Source organism: Rhodoferax sp. TS-BS-61-7 (genome assembly GCF_002943465.1).
Lineage (GTDB): Bacteria > Pseudomonadota > Gammaproteobacteria > Burkholderiales > Burkholderiaceae_C > Allorhodoferax.
Genome location: NZ_PTQY01000001.1, coordinates 134,764 through 158,422 on the forward strand (window position 1 = coordinate 134,764; position 23,659 = coordinate 158,422).

At 63.1% G+C, this 23,659-nt stretch carries 13 protein-coding genes; 6 read left to right on the forward strand and 7 right to left on the reverse strand.

From position 1 onward, the window contains the following. Window positions 1–2: 2 nt before the first annotated feature. Together C5F53_RS00650 and C5F53_RS20395 are read right to left on the reverse strand one after the other, a co-directional pair. Window positions 3–1,928 (reverse strand): EAL domain-containing protein, encoded by a 1,926-nt coding sequence (locus C5F53_RS00650; RefSeq protein ID WP_105259417.1) that lies wholly within the window; start codon window positions 1,926–1,928, stop codon window positions 3–5. A gap of 23 nt (window positions 1,929–1,951) precedes the next feature. Beyond that, entirely contained in the window at window positions 1,952–2,896 is a 945-nt protein-coding gene (locus C5F53_RS20395) for a transglutaminase-like cysteine peptidase (RefSeq protein ID WP_236635158.1), read from the reverse strand. Here C5F53_RS20395 and C5F53_RS00660 point away from each other — a divergent pair. Next, window positions 2,865–4,724 carry a TolC family outer membrane protein gene (locus C5F53_RS00660; RefSeq protein ID WP_161499858.1) on the forward strand — a complete coding sequence of 620 codons (1,860 nt, stop codon included), beginning with the start codon at window positions 2,865–2,867 and terminating at the stop codon, window positions 4,722–4,724. The two genes, C5F53_RS20395 and C5F53_RS00660, sit on opposite strands and share 32 nt — an antisense overlap. A gap of 61 nt (window positions 4,725–4,785) precedes the next feature. On the opposite strand, the gene ssb is transcribed toward C5F53_RS00660, so the two are convergent. Both ssb and C5F53_RS00670 read right to left on the reverse strand, forming a co-directional pair. Beyond that, window positions 4,786–5,289: a single-stranded DNA-binding protein gene (gene ssb, locus C5F53_RS00665; protein WP_105259420.1), complete on the reverse strand. Its 504-nt coding sequence runs from the start codon at window positions 5,287–5,289 to the stop codon at window positions 4,786–4,788. Window positions 5,290–5,313: 24 nt separating this feature from the next. Further along, window positions 5,314–6,498: an MFS transporter gene (locus C5F53_RS00670; RefSeq protein WP_105259421.1), complete on the reverse strand. Its 1,185-nt coding sequence runs from the start codon at window positions 6,496–6,498 to the stop codon at window positions 5,314–5,316. A gap of 130 nt (window positions 6,499–6,628) precedes the next feature. Here C5F53_RS00670 and uvrA point away from each other — a divergent pair, with 130 nt between their 5' ends. Further along, the gene (uvrA, locus tag C5F53_RS00675; RefSeq protein ID WP_370446692.1) at window positions 6,629–9,718 is read left to right on the forward strand and encodes an excinuclease ABC subunit UvrA; all 3,090 of its coding nucleotides are present in this window, start codon (window positions 6,629–6,631) and stop codon (window positions 9,716–9,718) included. A gap of 92 nt (window positions 9,719–9,810) precedes the next feature. Beyond that, a complete protein-coding gene (locus tag C5F53_RS00680; protein ID WP_105259423.1) occupies window positions 9,811–11,457 on the forward strand; it encodes a hypothetical protein in 1,647 nt (548 codons plus the stop codon). Window positions 11,458–11,528: 71 nt separating this feature from the next. On the opposite strand, the gene C5F53_RS00685 is transcribed toward C5F53_RS00680, so the two are convergent. Beyond that, on the reverse strand, window positions 11,529–13,451 hold the full coding sequence (locus C5F53_RS00685; protein WP_105259424.1) for a sigma-54-dependent Fis family transcriptional regulator: 1,923 nt from the start codon (window positions 13,449–13,451) through the stop codon (window positions 11,529–11,531). Between the two features lie 304 nt (window positions 13,452–13,755). Here C5F53_RS00685 and C5F53_RS00690 point away from each other — a divergent pair, with 304 nt between their 5' ends. The 3 genes from C5F53_RS00690 (at window position 13,756) to C5F53_RS00700 (ending at window position 20,171) form a co-directional block, all read left to right on the forward strand. After that, window positions 13,756–15,279, forward strand: coding sequence for an aldehyde dehydrogenase family protein (locus C5F53_RS00690; protein ID WP_105259425.1), 1,524 nt, complete (start codon window positions 13,756–13,758; stop codon window positions 15,277–15,279). Window positions 15,280–15,555: 276 nt separating this feature from the next. Then, entirely contained in the window at window positions 15,556–15,930 is a 375-nt protein-coding gene (locus C5F53_RS00695) for a DUF779 domain-containing protein (RefSeq protein ID WP_105259426.1), read from the forward strand. Between the two features lie 257 nt (window positions 15,931–16,187). Further along, window positions 16,188–20,171 (forward strand): RICIN domain-containing protein, encoded by a 3,984-nt coding sequence (locus tag C5F53_RS00700; protein ID WP_105259427.1) that lies wholly within the window; start codon window positions 16,188–16,190, stop codon window positions 20,169–20,171. A 96-nt stretch (window positions 20,172–20,267) separates the two neighbouring features. Here C5F53_RS00700 and C5F53_RS00705 read toward each other — a convergent pair whose 3' ends face one another. Further along, on the reverse strand, window positions 20,268–21,803 hold the full coding sequence (locus tag C5F53_RS00705; RefSeq protein ID WP_105259428.1) for a DUF1501 domain-containing protein: 1,536 nt from the start codon (window positions 21,801–21,803) through the stop codon (window positions 20,268–20,270). 9 nt (window positions 21,804–21,812) lie between these two features. After that, window positions 21,813–23,609, reverse strand: coding sequence for a DUF1800 family protein (locus C5F53_RS00710; protein WP_105259429.1), 1,797 nt, complete (start codon window positions 23,607–23,609; stop codon window positions 21,813–21,815). Between the last annotated feature and the right edge of the window lie 50 nt (window positions 23,610–23,659).

A 23,659-nucleotide genomic window follows, 5' to 3' on the forward strand; every position in this document is an offset into this window, starting at 1 on the left:
GTTTAGCGACCTGCCACTTCGTGCACGCCAGGACCTGTTGCACCGTCAAACCCCAAACCCACCAGTGCAGACAACTCTGCACTGGTGGCGACACCTTCAGCCAAAACCTGCAGGCCAATGTTGTGGGCAATACTACACAGTCCCTTCAAAAATGCGGCATTGCCCGCATTGGCATCCACTCCGCGAACAAAACTTGCATCGACTTTGAGGTAATCCAGTCCCAGTTCATGCAGCAAGCCGATCTGGCTGAAATGGTGTCCGTAGTGTTCCAGGCCCGTACGGCATCCGCGACCCTTCAGCTCAGTGCAAAGTGCCTTAAAAGCTGGCAAATGCTGCAGAGCTCCGGCTTCCGAAACCTCTAACCACAAGCGCAGGGCCACATCCTTGTGTGCATCAATGAGCGCAAGCAGTCTCGGTCTGAACTGCAAATCCTGCAGAGAACTGGCAGAAAGATTGATCGCCAAACCGTTCAATTGCGGCTGTGCACGGAGTTCTTTCAATCCCAATTGAACCGCCGCCAAATCCAGGGCCGGCGTCAGCTTCAATCGTTCAGCTACAGGCAAAAACCGGCCAGCAGGAAGCCATTCCCCCTTCTCATCGAACATCAATCGCAACGGGCACTCGCGGTGTGACAGGCCGCCCTCTGCGTTAACAACAGGAAAAGAAATCAGCCGGACCCAGCCGTGCTCCAGCGCACGCAGAATCATCACGGACCACTGCTCTGCCGTGCGCGGCATTTCATCGGCTGTGTCTTGCACCGCCTCACGCACACCGTCTGCATGCTCCGCCTCCACAGTAGCCAGCGCCAAGTCCACACGAGCCAACAGTCCACCCATGTTTTCCCCGTGGACAAACTGACCAACCCCCAGCCAGGCACTGGCCTGACCATCGACAAAAGGGGCCGACACCTGCACCAATCGCTGCAACAGCTGCTGAGCCGCAGCCAGACCCGCACGTTCCGCTGGCAACAGAACCGCGAAATCAGCCCCGTTAAGCCGAGCCCCAGCCCCATTGGGCATACTGGCCGCACACGCGGCAATAACCTTGCCGGCAGTTTTGAGAAATTCGTCGGTCGCAGCGCGGCCCAGACGTCGATTGATATCTGCCAAATTGGCCAAACGCACCAAGATCAATCCACCCCCAACAGAGTCTTCAGCGTCAATACATTGGCGCAAACGTGCCATGAAATGCGAGCGATTGGCCAAGCCCGTCAAAGGGTCAAAATTGGCCTCCTGCCTCACCACCTCCAGACGCGAGGCTTCTTCCTCAAACATACCTTTGAGACGCCCTACCGTAGCATTCATAGCAACGGCCAGCTGCTTGAGCTCGGGAACCTTGGGCTCTTCAACTGTTACAAAGCGCCGCTGGGTGATCGCTTTAGCTTGCTCGATCACGGTATTCAAGGGCTTGCGTATACGCCCCAACACCATAGAGCCGAGCAAACCACCGACTACACCCGCAACACCCAATGCGAGCACCATCTCATAAGCACTCTTCCACAACGCCCCATAAGCAAACCGGCTGTGGCTCACCAACGTCACCGTACCGAACTGCTTCCAGCCACTGCTGATCTGCGCCTGCCCGGGGGTCGCTGCAATGGGCAACAAATGGATGAACCACTTCGGCGCACCAGCGTCCTTGGCATCACTGATGCGCTCGGCAATCGCTTTGCCAGTGGGATCCGTGATGCGTATCAACTCATAGTGACCGCTGTCGAATAGCGACGCAACCACCAAATCCGCCATCACCGCATCCGGATTGCCCTGACTCAGCGAAAGTGCCAGCGCTGTCGCGTTGTCCGTATTCTTGATGGACAGCTGTGACTCCAGATAACCCCGCGCACTGAGCAAAGATGCCAACAAACTGCCACCCAAAGCCAACAACATACTGGCCACAATGGCCAACCACAACTGACGGTACATCGACATAACAATCTCCTCTTGCCAACGACTTATTCAAAACCTTCTGCTTTGGCACGCCGCAGCAAATCTTCCCAACGCGACAAACGCCCCGTGCCACCCGCTGCCGCCGACTCGCCTCCGGCAATGCCAGCAAACACCCCCGCGCTGTTGAAGCTGAACACTGGCACCAAATCGGGCCTGCGCGATGCGGGACGGATATCAGGAATCAGGTTGTCCATGATCAAGGGCTCGGCATCCGGCTGGGCGTAGTAAGCCAACACCATATGCGCCTGCGTCGGAGCCCCTTCTGCGCTACCTGTTTTTGCTCGCACATAAATCAGGCGCAGCTTCTCCGGGGCGACCCCGGTCTGTAATAAAGTGAAATACTTGGCAATCGAGAAGTCCTCACAATCGCCAGAACCACGCCCAATCGATTCCATGGGCGTCGCCCAGTAATCGGGCTGTGACCACACCACGGTGTCATCTGCAAACTGAAGCTGCTGGTTAAAAAAACCGTTCACCCGCTTGATCCGCTCAGAGTCGGAAGCGGCCATGCCGGCCTGCACCACTGATCGCCACGCATTGAACTTTGCAGTGGGTGCATTGCCCCAGCGCTGGGTCAGACTGGACAACAAGCGGTCAAAGTCGGCGGCACCATTCGCCACACCCACTAGCAATGCCAGGCAGCACAAAACCGCCAGCACCCCATGCAGCGAAGCCATACCTGTCATGCGACGGCGTGCGACTCCGCTCATGAGAGTCTGGGTACCACCGAAAAAAATCCGGATAACGTGACATTCATCGCATTTAGGCCGGGTTTTCCACCTTGGAAAGTGAATCAAAGGGTGCCAAAAAAACAAGGGCACCCCGATAATCACAAGGCAGGCGTTGTGCAAAAGATTAGCATAGCGCATCTCTCTCCACACAAGCATGGCACGCTTGGAACCCAAGAAGTTTCTATCCATGACCCGACTGACGACCATCAGCCAAGCCATTGCGCTTATCGCGCTCACCTGGGGCGCCCATGCCCAAACGGCAAGCCCACTCGCATCGCCCACTACGCTCAAAGATGCGGTGGAGCGCGCCATCCTTCAGAACCCTGAAGTGAAGTACCGTTTTCACAATTTCGAAGCCTCGCAGCAAGAACGCAAGTCGGCAGAAGGTGCCTGGCTACCCCGGGTGGACCTGGAAGCCGGTACCTCGGCCAATGAAACCGTCAAACCATCGCTGGCAGACGCCAAGTCCTACAGCGCCAACCGTGCCAGCATCCTGCTGCGCCAAACCCTGTTCGACGGCTTTGCTACCCTGAACGAAGTACGGCGCTTGAGTCACGCACAGCAAACAACCTACTATGAATTGCAATCGGTCAGCAACCAAACCGGCCTGGAAACGGCCCGTGCCTATCTGGATGTGATTCGTTACCGGGAACTGGTAGAGATGGCGGCAGACAACCTGTTGACCCACCGCGAGGTCTACGACCGGTTGAACCAAAAAGTCCAGGCCGGCGTGGGCCGACGTGTGGATCTGGAACAAGCCTCGGGCCGCATGGCATTGGCTGAATCCAACTGGATTACCGAAGTCAGCAACCTGCATGACGTCTCAGCCCGTTACCAGCGCTTGGTTGGCGACATTCCTGCAGCTACCCTCAGTCCCCCGCAGCCGCTGGTGGGCGCCATGCCTCAGGGCATCGAGTTTTTGCGCGGCGCAGTGGCCCAAAACCCGGACTTTCTGGCCTCGGTCTCCACCCTGCGCGCCTACCGCGCCGACATGAACCTGCGTAAATCTCCGCTCTACCCGACACTGGAATTTCGTGCCCGCCAGAGTTTTGAAACCAACCAGAGTGGCGTGACCGGTGACTACCGCGACTCCGTGCTGGAACTGGTACTGAGCTACAACCTCTTCCGCGGCGGCTCGGACATCGCCAAGGTCAAGCAATACGCATCCAAACTGAATGTGGCCTTTGACCTGCGGGACAAGGCCTGTCGCGATGTCTGGCAAACCGGCCAGATTGCCTACAACGACTCCGTACGCCTAGGCTCACAAATCAAGCTACTACAACAGCACGAGCTATCCACCTCCAAAGCCCGCGTGGCTTACCAACAGCAGTTCGACATTGGCCAACGCTCACTACTGGACCTGCTGGACACCGAAAACGAGTACTACCAGGCGCGCCGTGCACTGGCCAACGCCGAATACGACCTGCAACTCTCGCATGCGCGTGTACTGGCATCGTCCGGCTCGCTGCTGCAAGCCCTGCAATTGCGCCCCTTGTCCACCGATCTGCCCAGCACCGCCGGCGGCACCGAAGACCAGGACGACCTGATGGAGTGCAGCAGCCACACCCTGCCCTCTATCGAAAAAACTCCTGTGCCCGTAGCAAGCCCCAAACCCGCTCCACTGGCCCCGCTGCCCGCGCCTGTGGTGGTGGCCCCCGCCCCTGCAGTGCCCAAACCCGACCCCGTAGCCCAAGCCTGCTCCCAGACCCCCTCGGCGGTGCAAACCTGGCTGGCCGCCTGGAACTCCAAGGATGCGAACAGCTATTTGGGGCATTACGCCGACAACTTCATCCCCGCCATGGGCATGAGCCGCAACGCCTGGGAAAATCTGCGCAAAAAACGCATTGGCAAGCAAGGCGACATCCAGACCACCATCAGCGACATCAAACCCCTGGCATGCGACGCAAAAACCGCTGAAGTGTCATTCAAACAGGAATACGGCTCCGTCGACTACCGCGACAGCGTGGAAAAGACCCTGTCCCTCACACGCGTGGGCGACAGCTGGAAGATTGTTCGCGAAACCGTGACCAAAGGCCGAACCTTCTAAGCCAGGGCCTCCCCATGAAAAAAGCGACCCGAGGGTCGCTTTTTCTTTGCCCGGTTCCGGGTTAGAACGGAATGTCGTCATCCATGTCGTCAAAGCCACTCGCCGGCCGCGGCGCGGGCGCCTGGCGTGGAGCCGGTGCGGCAGCTGCGGGGCGGGCTGCGGGAGGTGCCATGCGGCGGGGGGGCGGTGCACCGCCTTCGTCGCCGCCATCGGACGGGCCACCCATGCCTTCACGGCCGCCCAGCAGTTGCAGTTCTGTGGCCACAATGTCCACGGTGTTCTTTTCAACGCCCGACTGGTCGGTGTACTTGCCGTACTTGAGTCGGCCTTCCACGTAGATGGGGCGGCCTTTTTTCACGTATTCACCAGCGATCTCGGCCAGGCGGTCATAAAAGGTCACGCGGTGCCACTGGGTGTCTTCCACCGTCTCGCCGGTGTTGCGGTCCTTGCGGCGGCTGCTGGTGGCCACGCTGACGTTCGCCACGGCCTGTCCGGAGGGCAGGTAGCGGATTTCAGGGTCGCGACCGCAGTTGCCGACCAGAATGACTTTGTTGACGGATGCCATGGTTTTCTCCAGATTAATCGCAGATTATGCCGCCGCCCGGGGCGCCGGGGCCTGCATGGGCCAAGCCACCACCAACCAAGCCAGCATGGCCACTGCGCAGCAGGCAAACAGGGCCTGTGGCCCGGCGGATTGGACCAGCCAGCCCCCCACCGCACCACCGGCAAAAAAGCCCAACGACTGCAAGGTGTTGTACACCCCCAGCGCCGCGCCGCGGGATGCCGCCGGTGCGACCCGCGAGGCCAGGCTGGGCTGGCTGGCCTCCAGCACATTGAAGCCGCAAAAGAACAGCAACAGCAGCAGCCCCAGCATCCAGACGCCCGGTGCTGCACCGCTGCTACTGACGGCCAATAGCGCCAACTGCACCAGCCCAATCAGTCCAATGGCCGCCAAAAATACGGCGCGCAGGTAGCCTCTTTTTTCCAACGGGAACAAGGCCGCACCCATCACCACAAACGATGCCAGCACCGCTGGCAGATACACCTGCCAGTGGAGATCACGCACCAGCCCGGCCCGCACCAACATGCCTGGCAGCGCCACCCACATGGCCAACTGCACTGCGTGCAGCACAAATACCCCAACATTCAGGCGCAGCAACGCCGGGTGGCCCAGCACAGACAACAAACCACCGCGCGCCTGGTCTACATGTTGTGCAGGTTCGGGCGGCACCCACCACAGCACCACCGCAATGCCCCCCAAGGCCAGGGTCGCGGTCACGGCAAACAGGCCATGCAAGCCCAAGTAGGCCGCCAACAGAGGCGATAGAACGAGAGAGAGCGCAAACACGAGCCCGATGCTGGCGCCCACCAGTGCCATCGCCTTGGTGCGCACCACGTCGCGCGTCTGGTCCGCCAGCAAGGCTGTCACCGCGGCCGAGATGGCACCCGCACCTTGCAAAGCGCGCCCGGCCACCAACCACGGCAGCGTGGGTGCCCAGGCCGCCATGGCACTGCCCGCCGCAAAAATCACCAGCCCCACCACCATGACAGGTTTGCGTCCCAAGCGATCCGATGCCATGCCAAACGGAATCTGCAGCAGCCCCTGGGTCAGTCCGTAAATACCCATGGCCATGCCGACCAGCGCCGCATCCTCCCCACCGGGGTATTTGTGCGCTTCCAGGGCAAACACGGGCAACACCAAAAACAGCCCCAGCATGCGCAGGGCAAAAATCAGTGCAAGTGAGGCACTGGAACGACGCTCCAGCGGCGTCATCGTGGTATCGGGAACGGAGGGGGCGGACACGGCAGGCACTCTCAGGCAATAAAAGCGGCAGAAACCGGGACGTGACACCGCAGCCCGACATTGTCTATCATGGCGGGTTACTCTTTTGGCGGCCACGAACTTGAACTCTCCCACTGACGACGGCAAATCCCTGGCGGCCCACGAGGATGGCAAGTACCTTGCCCGGGCCCTGCAGCAGCAAAACATCAGCGTGCGGGGTGCGCGCACCCATAACCTGAAGAACATCGACCTGGACATCCCGCGCAACCAGCTCGTGGTGATTACAGGCTTGTCGGGGTCGGGGAAGTCCAGCCTGGCGTTTGACACGCTGTATGCCGAAGGCCAGCGCCGTTATGTAGAGAGCCTGAGCACCTACGCGCGCCAGTTCTTGCAGCTCATGGACAAGCCCGATGTGGACATGATCGAGGGCCTGTCGCCCGCCATCTCCATCGAGCAAAAGGCCACCAGCCACAACCCGCGCTCCACCGTGGGCACGGTGACCGAGATCCACGATTACCTGCGCCTGCTGTTTGCCCGCGCCGGCACCCCGTTTTGCCCGGACCACAACCTGCCCCTGCAAAGCCAGACCGTGAGCCAGATGGTGGACGCCGTGCTGGCCCTGCCCGAAGACACGCGCCTGATGATCCTGGCGCCGCTGGCGCGCGAGAAAAAGGGCGAGTTTCTGGATGTGTTTGCCGACATGCAGGCCCAGGGCTACGTGCGTTTTCGCATCAACGGCGAGGCCTTTGAGGCCGAAAACCTGCCCAAGCTCAAGAAGACCGAGAAACACGACATCGACGTGGTGGTGGACCGCATCAAGGTGCGCGCCGACCTGAAGCAGCGCCTGGCCGAAAGTTTTGAAGCCGCGCTGCGCCTGGCCAATGGCCGCGCCATTGCGCTGGAGATGGATGCACCCAAGGACTCCGATATTGATAGCGCCTCGCGCAATAACGACGTGGCACAGAGGCCTAAAGAGCACTTATTCAACGCCAAATTTGCCTGCCCCATCTGCAGCTACTCCATCAGCGAGCTGGAGCCGCGGCTGTTCTCCTTCAACTCGCCCGTAGGCGCCTGCCCAACCTGCGACGGCCTGGGCAACCACGAATTTTTCGACCCCACGCGCGTGGTCGCCTTCCCCACACTGAGCCTAGCCAGTGGCGCCATCAAGGGCTGGGACCGGCGCAATGGTTACTACTTCAGCATGCTGGAGAGCCTGGCCAAACACTACGCGTTTGACATCGAGGCATCTTTTGATAGCCTGCCCGAAACGGTGCAAGCCGCCATCCTGCATGGCTCGGGCGACGAAGAAATCAAGTTCAGCTACATCATGGACTCCGGTGCCCAGCAGGGCAAGAAGGTCACCAAGAAACACGCCTTCGAGGGCATCATCCCCAATATGCAGCGGCGCTACCGCGAGACCGACTCGGCCCTGGTGCGCGAAGACCTGGGCCGCCTGCGCAGCACCCAGCCCTGCCCCGACTGCTTTGGCTCGCGCCTGCGCAAGGAAGCGCGCCACGTGAAGGTCGGCGAAGGCGACCAGGCCCGCGCCATTTTTGAAATCAGCCACGCCACGCTGCGCGAGAGTTTTGAGTACTTCAACACGCTGCAAATGCCCGGCGCACGCGGCGAGATTGCCTCCAAGGTGATCCGCGAAATCGGCCTGCGCCTGAAGTTCCTGAACGACGTGGGCCTGAACTACCTGAGCCTGGACCGCAGCGCGGAAACCCTGAGTGGCGGTGAAAGCCAGCGCATTCGACTGGCGTCGCAAATCGGCTCCGGTCTGACCGGCGTGATGTATGTGCTGGACGAGCCCAGCATTGGCCTGCACCAGCGCGACAACGACCGCCTCATCGGCACGCTGCAGCACCTGCGCGACATCGGCAACAGCGTGCTGGTGGTGGAACACGACGAAGACATGATGCGTGCCGCCGACCATGTGATCGACATGGGCCTGGGCGCCGGCATCCATGGCGGGCGTGTCATTGCCCAAGGCACGTTTGACGAAGTCAAAGCCAACCCCGACTCACTGACCGGCCAGTACCTGGCCAAGACGCTGCAGATCGAGGTGCCCAAGCGCCGCACGCCCTGGCTGCCCGTGGTGGCCGAAGCCAAACCTGTGGCCAAAGGCAGCGGCAAGGGCGCCCCCAGCAAAGCCGCACTGGCCTGGGCCGAACGCCAGGCGCACCACATTGCCACCCAGGGCAACATGCAGGCCATCCGCGTGGTGGGCGCCAGTGGCCACAACCTCAAGGGCGTGGACGTGGACTTTCCCGTGGGCCTGCTCACCTGCGTGACCGGCGTGTCCGGTTCGGGCAAGAGCACGCTGGTGAACGACACGCTATACGCCGCCGTGGCGCGCCAGCTCTACCGCGCACACGACGAGCCTGCCGCGCACGAAAGCATCGACGGCATCCAGTACTTCGACAAGGTCATCAACGTCGACCAGTCGCCGATTGGCCGCACACCACGTTCCAACCCCGCCACCTATACCGGCCTGTTCACCCCCATCCGCGAGCTGATGGCCGAGGTGCCCACGGCACGCGAACGCGGCTACGGCCCCGGCCGCTTCAGCTTCAACGTGGCCGGTGGCCGCTGCGAGGCCTGCCAAGGCGACGGTATGGTGAAGGTGGAAATGCACTTTTTGCCCGACGTCTACGTGCCCTGCGACGTGTGCGCGGGCCAGCGCTACAACCGCGAGACGCTGGAGGTGCTCTACAAAGGCAAAAACATCGCGCAGATTCTGGACATGACGGTGGAGGCCGCCTACGAGTTTCTGCAAGCCGTGCCCACCATCGCGCGCAAGCTGCAAACCCTGCTGGACGTGGGCCTCTCCTACATCCGCCTGGGCCAGGCCGCCACCACGCTGTCAGGTGGCGAGGCTCAGCGTGTGAAGCTAGCGCTGGAGCTCAGCAAACGCGACACCGGCCGCACGCTCTACATCCTGGACGAGCCCACCACGGGCCTGCACTTTGCCGACATTGCGCTGTTGCTCAAGGTGCTGCACCAGCTGCGCGACGCGGGCAACACCATCGTCATCATCGAACACAACCTGGACGTGATCAAAACCGCCGACTGGCTGATCGACATTGGCCCCGAAGGTGGCGCAGGCGGCGGCATGGTGGTGGGCGTGGGAACGCCCGAGGACATTGCAGCCAACCCCGACAGCCACACGGGGCGGTATTTGAAGCCGCTGCTGACGCCTGTGGAATAAGCGCGCAGCGCCCTGAGCGAACGCTGTGCTTACCTAAAAATACGATGCCCCACCCAGAAAACTCGCCAGGCAATGGCGCCCCGATAGTGACTGTGATCGCCGTCGCCTGGAACGCGCTGGTCTGGGGGCTGCTCATGCCCTACCCAGAAACCGCTGAATGGTTCAAGGGCTTGGCGGCGCTCGCGGGCATAGGGATTGCCGCCGGAGCCCTGATGCTCTGGCTCAGCCGCCTGCGCGGCAATGGCGTCACGCTGCACCTCTCACAGGACCCGGTACCCCACGGCGTGCCCACGGTGGCAACCTTCAACCTGACCCGACCGCTGAAGGCGCAGGTCTGGACACTGCTGGTGACCATTGATTCGCCAAGCGAAGATAGCAGCGGCTTTGGGTGCATCTGGGAGCGCAAATTTATGGCCAGCCCAGTCCCCACGATGGTGGACGGCGAGCTCATGGTGCAGGCCGTCACGGCCGAATTCACCCTTCCCACTGATCTGCCGGGCTCAGAAGACGGCTATTGGTACGTTTCCCTGGTGCTCCGGGGAGAGGACGAGGCGTGGCCCTTTCACATTGAGACCGACGCCGAAACGTCCCGCGGAACCGGCCTCAACAGTGATGACGAAGCCTCGGAATCGCTACACCCAGATACCGACGCCCCGTCACCTTCGGAACTGCCTGAGCCGGACTACGCGTCCAGGCTTGCGTCGCCGGCACGCGTCCGAAGTAGCCTTCGCTGGGTCCGGCGCGGCGCGTTCGCACTGTCGCTCGCGGTGGTGGGCTGGGTCGCGTGGAGTGCGCTCTCGCCCATGTGGTCCCCAGACGCGCAGCCCGAGGACTGGCCGGTCATGACCATGGCGGAGGACAGCGTGGCAGTCGATGACGCGTCGGTGGCGGGGGTGGAACGCGCGCGAGGCGCAGACGAAACCGATGCCTCCTGGCGCCTGAGCACGCGCGTGCGCACCCCGGAGTTTGCAATGCTGCTCAGCAACTGGTTACTCGACGATGGGCACTTGCGCGCCCACCTGCAAGGCCAGGCACACGTGAACCGCGGGAAGTTGCGCATGCGCATTCAGCAGTTGGCGCTCGCGCCAGCGGGCGCCTGTAAGCCGGCGGAAAACTGCCGGGTGGAAAGCATTCGTCTGGTGCTGAGCCAGGCCGCCAGCGATGGCAGCACCAGCATCTTGGCACGCAGCGAGCCCTTGCCCTGGGCGGTCGATCTGGCCAAAGACCCCGTGGCCCTGCGTAGCGATGGCACCCTGCAACTCACCCTGCCGCAGAACCTGGCGGGCGACCAGGATGTGCGCTTGCAGTTGGTGGTGCAGACGGCGAACCCCGATGGGCACTCCACCCTGCTGCTCTCGGATGACACGACGGTTGCGTCGAACGGCAACTACATGGGGCTGCAACTAGCCCTGCGCGCCGCTGCCCCACAAGCCGGGAATCTGATGGACCCGTGCGACCGGGTGGGCTCCTTGGGTGAGGCCGTGCGCTCCCATTGCGCAGGCCAAGTCCAGTTCCGCCTCGACTCCAACGCCTTCTCAGGGCGCAAGGAACTCGACGCAGCCTTGATCGACGCCATCAAGCACTACAACAGCGCCGCCGTGGGCCCGCTGCTCAAGGCGGGTGCGAGCCCTAATGCGGTCGACCCCGGCCAAAAGAGCCTCAATGCGCTACTCCTCGCCACCTTCGGCGATCAACAAGAGGTGCGGGCTGCGCTGATCAAGGCGGGCGCCAAGACCTAGCCCGCTTGAGTGCAAAATTGGCCTCTAGCCCACGTATTAATTGCGCCAGCAGCTATCAAAATAATAGCAAATTATGTGCGCAGCTTGCGGTACAGCGTCTGCCGGCTAATGCCGAGCTGACGCGCAGCCAGGGACACATTGCCACGAGCAGCCTCCAGCGCCTGCTGGATGGCGGCGTGGCCCAAGGCCTGCAGGCTTTGCGGTGCCTGTGTCGCAGCGGATTCGACCGACGCGGGAGCCTTTGCAAGCGCTCCGACCTGCAGCGCTTCCACCAAGTCATCGGGCATATGCGCCCAGTCCAGCGTGTCCTCGCCGTCCAACAGCATGGCGCAGGCGGTGCGCAGCACGCTGGCGTACTGGCGCAGGTTGCCGGGCCACGCAAAGGCGCCCAGGCGGGCTAGCAGCTCGGGCGCTACCTGTATCTCACGCTCCGGGCTCAAGTCGGCCAACAGGCGTTCGGTCAGCGCGCCGAAGTCGCTGCGCTCGCGCAGCGCCGGCAACTGCACGGTGAGGCCGTTGATGCGGTAGTACAGGTCTTGGCGGAACGTGCCGCGTTCCGCCGCCTCGGCCAGCTTGCTGTGTGTGGCGCAGACTAACGCAAAGTCCACGGCTACGGCCTTGCCGGCACCCACGGGCGTGACCGTGCGCTCCTGCAGCACACGCAGTAGCCGGGTCTGCATGGGCAGAGGCATGTCGCCAATCTCGTCCAGAAACAACGTGCCGCCCTCGGCCTCGCGCAGGCGGCCCAAGCTGCCTTCCTTGCGCGCGCCGGTAAAGGCACCGGCCACGTAACCAAACAACTCGGACTCGATCAGGCTCTCGGGAATGGCGCCGCAGTTGATGGCGACAAAGGGCGCGTCACGGCGCGGACCGCTGGCGTGCAGGGCGCGGGCGAACAGCTCTTTGCCCACGCCGGACTCGCCCTGGATGAGCACGGGTATGGGCTTGGCCACCACGCGGCGCGCCTTGTCGGCGGCGCTGCGCCAACGGGCATCGCCCGTGTCCAGCGCAGCCAGTGCATCGCTGACACTGGCGTTCACCACAGGCAACGACAGGCTGGTGGCAGGCAACGCAGATGCATCCACCTGCACCTGCGCAAACAACACCGCGCCGTTGTGCAGGCGCAGCTGCTGCACCTGCTGGGGGCGCCGCTTGTGGCGCGACAGCAAATCGTCCAGCCGCACATCGAGCACACGCTCCAGCAGCGTGGCGCCAATGTCACCCGTATTCAGGCGCAGCAGCGCCAGGCCCACGCGGTTGGCGCCCACCACCCAGCCGTCGTCCGACAGCGCGACGATACCTTCGGCCACACTGCCGATGCCTTCTGGCTGGGCGTGCAGGTGCAGGCGGATGTTGCGTTTGCAGGTGGCCAGCATGAGCCGGTTTTCGATCATGCGGGCGGCGGTGCTGGCCAGGCCCAGCGTGTGGCCGTGGCCATGGCGGTGGTCGCCCGAAATGTCGAGCACGCCCATGAGTTCGCCCGTGGCGGAGAGGATGGGCGAAGCCGCGCAGGTGAGAAAGCCGTTGCGCTCCAGAAAGTGTTCGCCGCCGTGGATCTCGACCGCACTGCGCTCCACCAGTGCGGTGCCAATGGCGTTGGTGCCGCGGTGCGCTTCGTGCCAGGAGGCGCCGCTGGTCAACGCCACGCGCTCTGCCTTGCCCACAAAACTCACGTCGCCCAGCGTGTGCATCAGCATGCCGTGCTGGTCGGCCAGCACCACCACGCTCTGGCTGTGGCGCACCTGCTCGAACACATATTCCATCACCGGGCGCGAATGGGCGAGCAGCGCATGGCTGTTGGCCAGCGCCTGGCGCAGGCTGGCACTGCCGGCATGGTCGGTGGCCGCGCGGCCGGCGGGCGCCAGGCCCGCGGCCAGGCTGCGGTGCCAGGAGCGGACCAGGCGTTCGTCCAGCACGCCCACGGGGCATTGGCCGGTTTCCAGCAACTGTTGGCGGGCCTGTCGCAAGGCCAGCACGGGGGAGGTTTGTCGCACGTTGTCTCCTGCGCGGGGTCGTGGTCGCCCCGCTTTGGCACAGTATGGGGGTGGGGGGTGTGCGAGGCAATGGCGCACACCCGCCCCAACGTCCAACTGTTCCATTTTGTGACACCTGTCACTGTGGCAAATCGTGACAGCCCTGGCTTGCGGACAGCTTGCACAGCGTGCTGCAACGCAACAAACCCAATGGAATCAAGGCTCCTCTGCCGGCGCTCACATGGCACGCGTCTTGAGATACCTCAGCACCTGCCGGACAGCCCGATGCAGGCTCATTCAAACCAAGCACAAGAGGACGACAACCATGGCTATTTACGCAGCACCCGGCGCGACCGGCGCCACCATCACCTACAAGAAGCAGTACAACAACTTCATCGGCGGCAAGTTCGTGCCACCGGTCAAGGGCCAGTACTTCGACGTCATCACGCCCGTCAGCGGCAAGGTCTACACCCAGGCCGCCCGGTCGACGACCGAAGACATCGAGCTGGCACTGGACGCCGCCCATGCCGCAAGCGACGCCTGGGGCAAGACCGACGCCGCCACGCGCAGCAACATCCTGCTGAAAATTGCCGACCGCATCGAGCAAAACCTGGAGCTGCTGGCCTATGCCGAGACCGTGGACAACGGCAAGGCGATCCGAGAAACGCTGAACGCCGATATCCCGCTCACCGTGGACCACTTCCGCTACTTTGCGGGCTGCGTGCGTGCACACGAGGGCGCATTGAGCAACATCGACGAGAACACCGTGGCGTACCACATCCAAGAACCACTGGGCGTGGTGGGCCAGATCATTCCCTGGAACTTCCCCATCCTGATGGCGGCCTGGAAACTGGCCCCCGCCATCGGTGCCGGCAACTGCGTGGTGCTCAAGCCCGCAGAGTCCACGCCGATCTCCATTTTGATTGTGGCCGAGCTGATTGCCGACCTGCTGCCGCCCGGTGTGCTCAACATCGTCAACGGCTACGGCCGCGAGGCCGGCATGCCCCTGGCCACCAGCAAGCGCATCGCCAAGATCGCCTTCACCGGCTCCACCACCACGGGCCGCGTGATTGCGCAGGCTGCTGCCAACAACCTGATTCCCGCCACACTGGAGCTGGGTGGCAAGAGCCCCAACGTCTTCTTTGCCGACATCATGGACAAGGACGATGCGTTTCTGGACAAGGCCATAGAAGGCATGGTGCTGTTTGCGTTCAACCAGGGTGAGGTTTGCACCTGCCCATCGCGTGCATTGATCCAGGAAAGCATTTACGACAAGTTCATGGAACGTGTGCTGAAACGTGTGGCAGCCATCCAGCAAAAGAACCCGCTGGACACCGACAGCATGATGGGCGCACAGGCGAGCAAAGAGCAGTTGACCAAGATCCTGAGCTACCTGGACCTGGGCAAGCAGGAAGGCGCTGAAGTGCTTATTGGCGGCGGGCAAGCGCACCTAGGTGGCGATCTGGAAGGCGGCTACTACGTGCAGCCCACGCTGTTCAAGGGCCACAACAAGATGCGCATCTTCCAGGAAGAAATCTTCGGCCCCGTGCTGGCCGTGACCACTTTCAAGGACGAAGCCGAAGCGCTAGCGATTGCCAACGACACGCTCTATGGCCTGGGCGCTGGCGTGTGGAGCCGCAACGGCAACGTGGCCTACCGCATGGGCCGCGCGATCAAGGCCGGCCGCGTGTGGACCAACTGCTACCACGCCTACCCCGCCCACGCCGCGTTCGGCGGCTACAAGGAATCCGGCATCGGCCGCGAGACGCACAAGATGATGTTGGACCACTACCAGCAGACCAAAAACCTTCTGGTTTCTTATTCGGAGAACAAGCTGGGGTTCTTCTAAAGCACCATTGCGCCCCTTCTCGCCGGAGGGGGCGCCACGCGGCTCCCCCAGGGGCGACCACCTCATACTGGAGTACCAGAAATCGGCGGTCACCCCTGGGGAATCCACGTGGCTTCTTGCAGTGGGGCAGGGGAGCACCCATCGCCCGGCTTCGTGGACTGTGTGGGCGGACGCCGATTTCTGGTACCCCAGTATGAGGTGGCCGCCCACACAGTCCACGAAGCTGCGAGCGCCAACAAAGCAAGCTCAGCAGTTCCTCCCAAAGGAGACAAAAGCATGGTCGACAAAGTAGTAGCCACCCCCGCCGCCCTGGAGCTGGTGGCCTTCCTCAAAACCAAACACGGCCCCGATCTGATGTTCCACCAAAGTGGCGGCTGCTGCGACAACAGCGCGGCCAACTGCTACCTGCCCGGCGAAATCACCATGGGTGCAGGCGACGTGTACCTGGGCGACATCGGCGGCAGCCCCTTCTACATCGGCATCGCCCAATACGAATACTGGAAACACACCCAGCTCATCATCGACGTCATCGAAGGCCACGGCGGCACGTTTTCGCTTGAAGGGCCTGAGGGCAAAGCCTTCCACACCCGCTCCCGCGTGTTCACCGATGCAGAACTAGCCGAACTGGGCATTGACAAACCCGCAGCCTAGACAAATTTAAGCCAAAACAGCCCCCAGATCCCGTGGAATATGCGCAAGCAGCTACCAAATTAATAGCAAACGCCGACTAAAATCTAGATCCGTTAAATAGTACGCCCCCGCTACCGGGCCGAAATACACAGCCCGGCCCCAACCGGCCCCACAAAAACACTGCAGCAATTTGCACCGACTGGGGGTATGCTCGTTCGGTTTTTCCAGCCACTGGCACGGGGCCCGCGACTGCGAAGCGTGACGAAGGGGGAGAGCAAATGAAAAATACCGACCTGCGCGGGATGGTCTTGCGGGTTCTGGCGTGTGTGGCACTGTTCATGGGCGGGCTGGCACAGCCGGCGTTTGCGCAGAATGGCCCCCACACCATCACCGCCCAGCACAGCAACAAATGCCTCGGCATCAATGCTGCAAGCCCGGCCAATCAGGCCACACTGCTGCAGCAAGACTGCGCGGCAGCGCCTCACCAGCAGTTCATGTTGGTACCCAGCGAAGGCGGCTTCTTCCAGATCGTCGCCCGGCACAGCAACAAGTGCTTGGACGTCAACGGTCTCAGCCAGGCCAGTGGCATGGCGGTCCAGCAGTACGACTGCAATGGCGGCGCCAACCAGCTGCTCAAATATGTCGACCGGGGTGCCGGCTTTGGCAACTTCGTTTTTAAACACAGCAACAAGTGCCTGGATGTTTGGAACATCAGCCAGGCGAATGGCGCCAGCCTGATGCAGCACGACTGCAATGGTGGTGCCAACCAGCTGTTCAAGGCCACGCCAGTCGCCACCAGGGCTGCGGTTCCCTCGGTCCAGATTCTGACCCAGGCAGAGGCCGCAGCTGCAAACCAGCAAACCACACAGCAGGCCGCCACCACGGCCCAGATGCAGGCCCAGCAACAGGCTGCAGCCACCAAGGCCGCAGCGGATGCCAAGGCGGCCGCCGAGGCCAAAGCCCGGGCTGACGAAATGGCGCGGCAAGAGGCCGCCCGCAAGGCCGTGGCAGAGCAGTCCCAGGCGCTTACCCAACTCAAGCAGGGGCTGGACGCAGCCCTGGCCACCTTCCAGACCCGCACCACAGCCAGCATCACCGCGCTGCGGGGCGCCGCCAGCAGCCCCTTGCCGGCCATGTCGGGCAACGCGGCGGCGGACCAGAATGCGATTGCCAAACTGAAGGCCGACGCACAGGCCGCACTGGCGCAGAACCGCCCACGCACGGTGGAGCAGACGGGCCTGCTGCAGGAAGACAACCAGGCTGCCATGGAGGCAGCGCTGGAGCGCGCGCGCAAAGCCGTGGACATGGGCCAGGCCAGCAACGTGCAGCTGATCGACAGCTACTACAGCCAGATGCAGTTTGTCAGCAAACGCTTTGCAGATGAACGGGATCTGGCCCTAACGACATTGGACCAGCGCGACCTGGCGCAGACCGTTGCCATGGGGGTGACCACGGTGCCGGAGCCAAGTTGCCCCACGCCCTCGGATGGTCCCGAGTTCTGCTGGCGTGACACCGTCACCCGCGGCGTAGGCACCGTGCCCACCAACTGCCCGGCCGGCAGTGACCGGATTGGCGCGCTGTGTTATGCGCAGTGCAAGCCGGGCCAGACCCGCGTGGGCCTGGACTGCCACGCGAAGTGCCCGCCCGGCTGGCGCAATGACGGCCTGTTTTGCCGGCTGGCAGAGTACGGCCGGGGCGTAGGCTACCCGTGGAAGGGCTCGGACGGACTCAGCAACAGCGGCATGCTGGCGCGCTGCAATGCGGCCGAAGCCCCCAACAGCTGCCAAATGTGGGGCGCCATTGCCTACCCCAAGTGCAAGGAGGGCTACGAGCCCTTTGGCTGCTGCCTGTGCCGCCCCAAGACCGTGCCCAGCTGCACCTCGGTCGGTCTGCGGCCCGGTGCGTTTGACTTGTCCTGCGCCAAGGGCATCAACATCGGCGTCATCAGGGGCAGCATTTGCGAGGCTGGCAAGGAATTGGACGCCGGGCTGTGCTACAAGTCCTGCCCCGTCGGCTATGACGGGGTGGGGCCCGTGTGTTGGGCCAAGGCACCGGCCACCTGGCAAGACTGTGGCATGGGCGCGGCCAAGAACGGCGCCACCTGCGCCAGCGTGATTGGCGGCCAGGTGACGGCGGTCATCAAGCCGCTGATCGCTGTCGTTTCGGCGTTCCGCTCGGGTGGTGTACCGACCCAGCCGGCAAACCCCGCCAAGGTGAACGACCTCAAAGAACGCCTGAAGGAACTCCGGGCGCTCTACAAAGCCGGTGTCTCGACAGACGCCTACAAAGGCCTGAACCAGGTGAAACAGGCCTCCGACATGGCGGACTTTGAGGGCAAGATCAACGGCGTGGTGACCGAGGAAGATGTGGCCCGCGTGGCGGCCGAGCTGGCCGAGGCCAGCATTCCCTCCGGCGGGGTCACGGGCGTGGTGAAGTCGGTGACCGGCATCGTCTCGGCCTACACCTACCCCAAGTGCAGCAAGTACTTCCAGCCCAATCTGTGCCCGGCCGCCACCAAGCCCGTCAGCAACGCCCCGCTGACGCAGCTGCAGCGCTCCCTGGCGGAGCAGGATGCGGCGAACCAGAAGCAGGACAAGAAACTGTCTTTGCAGGAGCAGTGCAAGGTCTGCACCGAAGGCGCCACCAACCGGGCGCAGTTTTGCGGCGCCATCGACTTTTGCGACAAGACCTGCAACGTGCCCGAGCTGGAAGTGAACGCCTGGAGGAAGGGCGCCCAGGCGGCGCAGCAGTGCTACCAGCAGGACAAGCTGATCGACTACAAGAGCTGCGAACGCATTGTGCTGGCGGCCTGCACCAGCAACGACCCCAAGGTCTGCGCCGCCAGCATCACGGCCAATTGCGGTGCAGCGCCCGCAGCCGTGGCGCCGACCGTGGTGGACAACGCCAAGGAGCCTCCCGTTGCCCCCGCAGGCGGCTGGCCGGCCAACTGCCCCGCCAAGAATGACGACTACAGCACCCCATGCATGCGCCTGGCCGTGGTCAGCGGCGACGGACAGACAGGCGCAGGCGGGAGTTTTGGCAAACTGACAGTGCGCCTGCGCTGGCGCGATGGCACCCCGGTGGCCAACTTCCCCATCTGGTTCGGCTGCATGCCCACCATCTTCAAGTCCAACGAGATAACCCCCGCCGCATTTGGCGACAACGGATGCAGGGTTGACAACGGCATTTCTGCCGACGACGGCGTGGTCAAGCAAGCCATCTACACGGCCGCAGACGGCACGGCCAGCACCAGCGTGCGCGGCAGCGCACAACGCTTTGGCGCGCCCCTGGTGGTGGTCGCCGAAGCCGGAAAGATGCAGGCCCTCAAGATGAGCCACCCCGCGTTGACCCTGTACGAATGGCCCACCCCCACCAGCGGCTGCTACAACCCGCTGATGCGCGTCGGCAACCCGTATTGCAGATATGGGGCCAACGGTGTGACCAACTATGAGGCCAGCTCAGTGGCCTATTTCAACCTGACCCTGTCGGCCGTGCAGCCGAACACGGGCGCAGGTGCCGCAGCCAACGCCATATCGCCATGGGATGCCTACCCCGGCAACACCAAGGCCAAAGACATCGGCGTGGGTGTAGACGCCAGCAAGAACGTGGCCCTGTGGGCCATCAACAGCAACGGTGATGTCGTCGGCGGCACCGTGGGCGCAACGCCGCAGACGCTGACGCTGGGCGGCAACGTCAAGGCCGCGCGCATTGCGGTGGACAACAAGCTGCGCCCCTGGGTCGTGGGCACCAACGGCTATGTGGCGTACTGGGACAACAACGACCAGGGCGTCAAGGCCTGGATCTCCCCCGTGAACCAAAACCCGGTGCCGCTGGCCAGTGATGTGGCGGTGGGCGCCAATGGCACGGTGTGGATGGTCGGCACGGCCGCCAACAATTACGGCATCTACCGGCTTACGAGCAATGCCACCTGGGAAGCCATCTCCAGCAATGCCCGGCGCATCGCCGTCGACCCGCAGGGCAATGCCTGGGTCACCTGGTCGGACGGCACCATGTCACGCTACAACCCGCCTTCGGGCCAGGCCGCTGCAAGCTGGGTGGATTGGAGCGCAGAGCCCAAGGCGCGCGACGTCGCGGTTGCCGGCAACGGCACGGTGTATGCGGTGGGGACCGACAGCCGGGTCTACCAGCGCGTCAGCGGCAAGTGGCAGCTGATCCCCAATATGTTGCTCAATGAGATCGGCGCGAACGGCGACACGGTGTTTGGCATCAAGCCGGACCAGACGATCTGGTACTTGCGCTAAGTGGCGGGACTGAGTGCATCTGCCAAGTAATTTTTAAGCCAAAACAGCCTCTAGCGCATATGGAATATGCGCAAGCAGCTACCAAATCAATAGCGTCTACTGCATAAAGCCCAGATCGGTCGGGTAGTCCGGCCGGCTGGCTGCGGTGCCAAAGTTCACGATCTTGGGCAAGACGCCCGGCATTTCGGCGTCGCTCACGCCAAACCACTTGGCCAGCGTGGCCGCGTACTGGTCCACCGAGGTGCGCGGCAGCAAGCGGCCCTGGCCCACATGCCAGGCGTTTTCGGGTAGGTAGTTGCCGCCACCGTCCTTGGTATCAGCCACGCTGATGGGGGGGGCCACGCCATAAAAGCGCTGGCCATTCACCGCACCGCCCACCACCATGTGGTGGCTGCCCCAGCCGTGGTCGGAGCCATCGCCGTTGGAAGCCAGTGTGCGGCCAAAATCAGAGGCGGTGAAGGTGGTGACCTGGTTGGCGACGCCCAATTCATCGGTGGCTTGGTAGAAGGCCGTCATGGCGGTACTCAAGCGCCCCATCAGCGTGGCCTGCTGCGCCACCAGGTTGTCGTGCAGATCAAAGCCGCCCATGGACACAAAAAACACCTGACGCCGCGCGCCCAGCACATTGCGCCCCTTGATCAGGCGCGCCACCATCTGCAGCTGGATCGACAAAGCGTCGGTACCAAACGTGGCCTGAAAAGGCCGCAGATTGGGCGTGGTGCCAAAGGTGGACGGACTCAGCGCCAGGGCATTGGTCACCGAGGCCTCGGCGGCCAGTGCGCGCGACGTCACCACGTTGTACTCGTTCTCCAGCTTGTGGGTGCGGGCCTGGCGGATCAGACTGTCGATGGTGCTGCGCACCGAGGAAGAACCGTAGACCGTGGTGTCGGTGGCGGGCCGAATCTTGATGGCACCCGAGGTGCTGACCTGGTACTGCAGCGCCGTGTCGCCCGACAAAAACACCGCATTGCCCGACACCGACATGCAGGTGAACAAGGAGTTGCTGTTGAGGCTGTTTTGCAGCACCACATCGCCCATATTGCCACCCCAGCCCACTTTGGACCCCTCGGGCGACGAGGACTGCCACAGCGACTGCTGGTCGTTGTGCGAAAACAGCTGCGGCGGACGCGGGTACAACGTGCGGTTGCTGTTGTTGTACTGCGCGCGCGTGAGCGGCACCACCAGCGGCCCCACATTGAGCTGGACCGCCGCCTTGCCGGTGTTGAACAGGTTGGCCAAGCCGGTCATGGCCGGGTGCAAGGCGTATTCGCGGGTGGTCGCGCCCAGCGTGTCCACCGGCGGCGTGATGGGGTTCAGGCGGGTGGGCGTGAGCGCTGCCTTGGCCAGCGCAATGCCGCCCGCGGTTTGCCCGGCGCCGCCACCGCGGATGGTGCTGTACTGGTTGTAGCTGGGGTCGTCATACGCAAGCACCGTGTTGGCGTAGTCATTGCCACCAAACAAAAACACACAGACCAGGGCCTTGTAGTCCCCGGCCGGTGCGTTAAAGGCCGCCGCCTCACCAATGGCGGCCAGGTTGAGTGCAAAAGGCAATGCAGTGCCGGTCAGCGCCAACTGGCCGCTGCGGCGCAGAAAGGCGCGCCGGGTCTGGAATTCGGGTGGCAGCATGGACATGGTGGCCCTCTACTTCTGGATCAGGTATTCGGGGCAAGCCATCACCATCAGCACCGCCGCACACACGCGCTGGCGCTTCAGGGTGGCCGAGCTGTTGGAGTTGAGCGTGACACCGAGCAGGGCATTGACGATGACGGTTTGCGTGCTGGCCGAGAGCTGTCCGGCACACAGCAGCAGGTTGAGCCGGCGCACCAGCGCAGCGGGGTCCAGCACCAGGGTGAGCTCGGTGGTGTAGGCGGCCTTGATGTCGCCGGAGTTCAACCCGCTGTCGATCACGCCCATCATGTAATTGAGGTAACCACCCACGCTGCTCTCGGTCACCAACTGGAATTCGGGGGCCACCACACCATTGCTCAGCGCGGTGCTGGGTGGCACATAACCAGGGCGAAAGAAGTTGAACACCGAGGGCGCGCGCAGCGGGCTCTGGCTGAGCTGGGTACCGGCATTGCTCAGGTCGCCAATCTTCCAGGCGCCACTGGCAGACCCCACGCCAAAGGTGCGCCCCCATTGCGCCAGACGCAGCATGGGCTCGCGCAGCTTGCCGTACTCCAGCGCGCTCAGGCCGGTGGCGTTGCGCGCCTCGTCGTCCAGCAGGATGGCGGCAAACACAAAGGCCAGGTCCCCGCGCACGCCCTGGCCGTTGTTGGCAAACACGGCCGCCACCCGGCCCACATAGGCTGGGCTGGGGTTGCTGGTCACCAGGCGCTGGATCATCTGCTTGCAGAAAAAAGGCGCCGTGTTGGGGTGGTTGAAGAGGGTGTCTAGCGCGGTCTTCAGGGCTGCCGCCGCTGGCGTGTTGGCCGGGATGGTGGTGCCCAAAAACGTGGCCGCCAGCGTGGAGTGGTTGCCGCTGGTCACCACCATGGGCAGGCGGGCAAAGTTGGTGTTACCCACGGTGTTGCCGTTGGCCGTCACGTTGACGTTCTGGCTCATGTCCACGTCGTAGCCAGTGAACACGCGCGCCAGGTTGCTCACATCGCTGGCGGTATAGGTGTCCTGGGGCTTGCCGTTGCCATCGAGTTGTTGGGTGCCGTCGGGGTTGAGCAGGTGCAGGCCCACGGTGAACAGCTGCATCACCTCGCGGGCGTAGTTCTCATCGGGCTGGCGGCCTGACGCGTTTTCTTTTTTGTTGCCCTTGGTGTTGAGGTAGTAGCCCATGGCCACATGCAAGGTCACCGACTCCAGCAGGCCGCGAAAATTGCCAAACGCGTAGGCGCACAAGGTGTCCCAGTAGTGCGCCATGGCGTGGCTGCGCCAGCGAAAGTCCAGCCCCGATAGCGACACCACAAAGTACTCCGACAGCGCCAGGCCCATGCGTTTGCGCATGGGATCGCTGCTAGCCATGAGCTGGCTCCACACCATGTGGTCGGCGGGGTAACTTTGGTCGTAATAGTTATTGGTGCTGTAAGGGTCGGCATACCCCTGGCTATTGAGCCAGTCCCAGCCCCGGGTACCAAAGTGGGTGGCCACCTGCTGTTCGACCCATCCCGCGTAGCCCAGGTTGCGCACTTGGGCAATGTCGGCATCGCTGGCAGAAAACTGGGCCTGCTGCAAAAAACGCGACGCTTGTTCGGTGCTGATGCTGGCGCCGCTGATCGCGGCCGCAGCTGGCATGGCCCGCAAGGAAATGGTGCGTCCGCCCACGGGGGCGGCCGTTGTGGGATCGGTCCCCCCTTCGCCGCCACCGCAGGCCGCCAGGGCGGCCGCGGTAGCCAGCGCCATGGCGGTAAGTGCACCCGATTCCAGAGGGGAGTTGCCGGAAGGGGGGGCCGTGGCGAGGTCGGCTTCGTCCACGAGTTCGCGCATGGGGGCTCCAAAGTGGAGTGGATAGGAGGCGGAGGTTATCGACCGCCCCC

Bases quoted from the DNA above. Each gene is read 5' to 3' on its own strand.
- C5F53_RS00650 (WP_105259417.1), bottom strand. From the start codon at position 1,928: ATGTCGATGTACCGTCAGTTGTGGTTGGCCATTGTGGCCAGTATGTTG.
- C5F53_RS00660 (WP_161499858.1), top strand. From the start codon at position 2,865: ATGACCCGACTGACGACCATCAGCCAAGCCATTGCGCTTATCGCGCTC.
- C5F53_RS20395 (WP_236635158.1), bottom strand. From the start codon at position 2,896: ATGGCTTGGCTGATGGTCGTCAGTCGGGTCATGGATAGAAACTTCTTG.
- ssb (WP_105259420.1), bottom strand. From the start codon at position 5,289: ATGGCATCCGTCAACAAAGTCATTCTGGTCGGCAACTGCGGTCGCGAC.
- C5F53_RS00670 (WP_105259421.1), bottom strand. From the start codon at position 6,498: ATGACGCCGCTGGAGCGTCGTTCCAGTGCCTCACTTGCACTGATTTTT.
- C5F53_RS00690 (WP_105259425.1), top strand. From the start codon at position 13,756: ATGGCTATTTACGCAGCACCCGGCGCGACCGGCGCCACCATCACCTAC.
- C5F53_RS00695 (WP_105259426.1), top strand. From the start codon at position 15,556: ATGGTCGACAAAGTAGTAGCCACCCCCGCCGCCCTGGAGCTGGTGGCC.
- C5F53_RS00700 (WP_105259427.1), top strand. From the start codon at position 16,188: ATGAAAAATACCGACCTGCGCGGGATGGTCTTGCGGGTTCTGGCGTGT.
- C5F53_RS00705 (WP_105259428.1), bottom strand. From the start codon at position 21,803: ATGTCCATGCTGCCACCCGAATTCCAGACCCGGCGCGCCTTTCTGCGC.
- C5F53_RS00710 (WP_105259429.1), bottom strand. From the start codon at position 23,609: ATGCGCGAACTCGTGGACGAAGCCGACCTCGCCACGGCCCCCCCTTCC.